The organism is Frankia sp. AiPs1, assembly GCF_023716945.1.
GTDB lineage: Bacteria > Actinomycetota > Actinomycetes > Frankiales > Frankiaceae > Frankia.
Map to the genome: position 1 here is coordinate 1 of NZ_JAMQQF010000556.1, position 3969 is coordinate 3969.

Annotated in this window: 3 protein-coding genes and 1 pseudogene; 2 read left to right on the top strand and 2 right to left on the bottom strand. The window is 73.5% G+C overall.

The features are described from left to right. Window positions 1–182 (top strand): annotated as a pseudogene (locus tag ND748_RS27205) (hypothetical protein); the annotation flags it as partial. A 462-nt stretch (window positions 183–644) separates the two neighbouring features. On the opposite strand, the gene ND748_RS27210 reads toward ND748_RS27205, so the two are convergent. Further along, a complete protein-coding gene (locus ND748_RS27210) occupies window positions 645–1841 on the bottom strand; it encodes an LLM class flavin-dependent oxidoreductase (protein ID WP_251749061.1) in 1197 nt (398 codons plus the stop codon). Window positions 1842–2082: 241 nt separating this feature from the next. Then, window positions 2083–2262 carry a hypothetical protein gene (locus ND748_RS27215; RefSeq protein ID WP_251749062.1) on the bottom strand — a complete coding sequence of 60 codons (180 nt, stop codon included), beginning with the start codon at window positions 2260–2262 and terminating at the stop codon, window positions 2083–2085. 460 nt (window positions 2263–2722) lie between these two features. On the opposite strand from ND748_RS27215, the gene metK reads away from it, so the two are divergent. Then, window positions 2723–3928, top strand: a complete 1206-nt coding sequence (gene metK / locus ND748_RS27220) for a methionine adenosyltransferase (protein WP_251749063.1) — start codon at window positions 2723–2725, stop codon at window positions 3926–3928. The last annotated feature ends 41 nt before the right edge of the window (window positions 3929–3969 follow it).

Sequence of the window (3969 nt, forward strand, 5' to 3'; positions counted from 1 at the left end):
CCCGCCAGGCGACCTGCGGGCTCGGGCCGACCTGCGGGCTCGGGCCGACCAGCGGGCTCGGGCCGACCAGCGGACACTGGCCGGCCGGTGGACACTGGCCGGCCGGTGGGATCGCGCTGGCCGGCGGTATCAGGCCGGCCGGTGGGATCGGGCCGGCCCGGCGGTTCCGGGTGTTCGGATGATGCAAGGGGATCGGTCATGACCAACGCCGTTCCTGCCGGTGTCGACGACCTCCCGCCGCCGGTTCACGGATCGGGTCCGAGCTCTGGTCCGGCGACGGTGCGGCCCGCGGGGCGGGCGACGCCGGCAAGCCCCGGGGCGCGGGAGGTCAGGGAGGCTGGGGACGTCAGCGGGTACAGGCGGCCGCGTTGACCCGGCAGGTGTCGATGTGCCGACGGTGCGTGAGCTCGTGCACCCCACCGCCCGGTCGAGGGCGCGGCGGCTGCGCGCTCCGAGACCGGTCGTCGGACACGATGCCTCCTGCCGTCACCCGCGGGTCGCCAACTCCGCCGGCGGCGGTCACCGCCGGTGGTGTCATTCTCCGAGGTCCACGGTAACCAGCAGTCAGGAACGACGCAAAGCGATGCCGCCGCCGGGCCCGCGGCGTGCGGTTCCTCGGGTTACGCGCGGTTCCTCGGGGGTTGTCAGTGCCACTCACCGGCGAGGAGCTCGTACGAGCGCACCCGGTCCGCATGATCGTGTGCGATCGTCGTGATGATCAACTCGTCTGCCCCGGTCGCCTTCCGCAACGTCGCCAGCTTGCGCGCGACGGTGGCGGGGCCGCCGACGAACTGGGTCTCGACCCGGTCCGCGACGAGGGTGCGTTCCTCCGCGGTCCACGGGTGGGCCGCCGCCTGCGCCGGGCTCGGGTAGGGACTGGCCCCCTGTCCGGACCGGATGCTCAGCACCCACAGGCCGTAGGGCGAGGCGAGCTCGGCGGCCGTGGCGTCGTCCGGGCCGACCACCACGTCCGCCGAGACCATCACGTAGGGCCGGTCGAACGACTCCGACGGGACGAAGGCGTCCCGGTAGGCCTGTACCGCCTCGAGCACCGAGGACGGCGAGACGTGGTAGTTCGCAACGAACGGCAGTCCCAGCTCACCGGCCGTGCGAGCGCTCGCGCCCGGGCTGGAGCCGAGGACCCAGATCTGCACGTCGGCACCCTCAGCGACCGGCACCGTCAGGTGGTCGCCCTCGGCGGTCCGGTAGTCGCCCCGCTGGAACGCCTGGATGTCGCGGACCTGCTGGCCGTACTGGTCCCCGGCGCCCGGGCGGTAGCCGACGAGCGCGAACTGGCGGCGCAGTCGATCGGCGTTCAGCCGCATCTGGGGCGGCGCGGGCAACAACAGCCCGTCGACGACGGTCGCCGCGCGGCCAGGTGCGGCCCCACCGGACGCGGCCCCACCGGACGCGGCGGTCGGCTGGTCCGACCCGGACGGCGGGCCAACGCCGTTCGTCGGGGCGAACAGCCGGTCGACGGCGGGACGCCCCAGCCCGAGGTCGATCCGGCCCGGATGGATCTGGGCGAGGGTGCCGAACTCCTCCGCGACGGTCACCGCCGTGTGATGACCCATCTGGACCGCTCCCGAGCCGACCCGGATCCGGGTCGTGGCATCGGCCACGAGCGCGATGAGGACCGCCGGGGCCGAGGACACGACCCCGGGCACCAGATGATGCTCGGCGAGCCAGTATCGGCGGAAGCCGAGCGCCTCGGTGCGACGGGCGAGGTCGAGGGTGTTACGCAGCGCGTCACCCGCCGACGCGCCCTGCGACCGGGGCGACAGATCGAGTACGGACAACGGCACGCGATCGGCCTGGGACACACGATCGGCCTGGGACATGAGCACGCCACCTCCGCACGGCGACCCGGTCCCGACGGGGACGACCGACCCATAGGGCGAGACGCCACATGACAGTGAATAGGAGTGCGACGGACGCCGACCCGCTCGGAACGGGCGCCCGATCGCGGCTGGATGGCGACGCGGCGCCACACACCAGCGATGGTTCAGCTACAGAGTCGGCTGGCGACCCGCATGAGATCGACCGCCCGCCGGCGCACGAGCGGGATCCTGCGGCGCATCGTCACCGCCGGGCGGCCGCGACCCGGGACGTCAGGTCGTCCGGGCTCGGCATGATCCCACTCTGGCATGGCGGTCCCGGTGAGACAAGGCGCGCCCACGGCCAGGTGTGGTTGACGCCGCCGGGCACCCGTGGTGGGATCACCGCGTGCAGTGCCAGGCCGTCCTCGTCACGCGTGGTCACGTCGACTTCGGCCTCGTGAGCTCGGCCATCTGTACCGCGCGCTGAGCCGCGCGAGGGTCTCCTCGCCCTGGGCGGTGCACTCAGCGCGTTCCTGAGGTCCGCCGGTGCCCGGATGCCCCGCCGCCACGCGGGGCCGGTCACTCGCGCCGCACGAAGTCCGCGGCCAGTCCGGCTGCCCGTAGGCGTCGTCCCGCGGGTCAGATTCGGCCGGCCCCGCGCCTGCGTGCCCCACCGTCCCCGGGGCCGGCCGGATGCGGTACCCGGGCGGGGCTCACCGGGCCGTCCGTTCGCCCATGCGGTCGGGCCGGGGCCCTGATCGGCCGAAGCGGGCCCGCCGCGCTCCACCGATCTCCCGCTGCGAGCCCCGCAGTCCGTCCGTCCGGCCCCGGCCGCAACCAACGCTTCTTCTTCCCACGCAGCATCGACATTTCTCCCGCGCAGCATCGAAACGAGGTCCCGCATGTCCCGCCGCCTGTTCACGTCGGAATCAGTAACCGAGGGTCATCCCGACAAGCTGGCCGATCAGATCAGCGACGCTCTGCTCGACGCCTATCTGGCCGCCGACCCGAGCTCCCGGGTCGCGATCGAGACGCTGCTGACCACGGGGCACGTCCACGTGGCCGGCGAGGTCACCAGCTCCGCCCACGTGGACGTGACCTCGGTGGTGCGACGCACCCTCACCGAGATCGGCTACGACGCCGCGACCGGCTTCGACGGGGCCACCGTCGGCGTTCTGGTGTCGATCGGCGCGCAGTCCCCCGACATCGCCCAGGGCGTCAACCAGGCCTACGAGGCCCGGGTCGAGGGCGGCGAGGACGCGCTCGCCCAGCAGGGCGCCGGCGACCAGGGGATCATGTTCGGCTACGCCAGCGACGAGACGCCCGACCTGCTCCCGCTGCCGATCACCCTGGCGCACCGGCTGGCCCAGCGGCTGTCCCAGGTTCGACACGAGGGCGTGCTGCCCTACCTGCGCCCGGACGGCAAGACCCAGGTGACGATCGAGTACGACGACGACCGGCCGGTGCGGCTGGACACGGTCGTCGTCTCGGCCCATCACGCCGCGGACGTCGACCTCGCCACCCGCCTCATCCCGGACATCCGGGACCAGGTCATCGCGCCGGAGCTCAAGCGGCTGGCCGAGGAGAGCCTCGGGCTGGAGGTGGACGGCTACCGGCTGCTCGTCAACCCGACCGGCCGGTTCGAGATCGGCGGGCCGATCGGTGACGCCGGCCTGACCGGCCGAAAGATCATCATCGACACCTACGGCGGGTACGCCCGCCACGGCGGCGGCGCCTTCTCCGGCAAGGACCCGTCCAAGGTCGACCGGTCGGCCGCCTACGCGCTGCGCTGGGTGGCCAAGAACGTCGTCGCGGCGGGCCTCGCCCGCCGGGCGGAGCTGCAGGTCGCCTACGCGATCGGAAAGGCCGAGCCGGTGGGCCTGTTCGTCGAGACCTTCGGCACCGAGACGGTGCCGGTGGCAGAGATCACCCGGGCCGTCACCGAGGTCTTCGACCTGCGGCCCGCGGCGATCATCCGCGACCTCGACCTGCTGCGGCCGATCTACCTCCAGACCGCGGCCTACGGTCACTTCGGCCGGCCGCTGCCCGACTTCGCCTGGGAGCGCACCGACCGCGCCGACGCGCTGCGCGCCGCCGCCGGCCGCTGAGGTGCGAGCGGCGGATCCCTCGCCGCCCGCACCTCGCACCC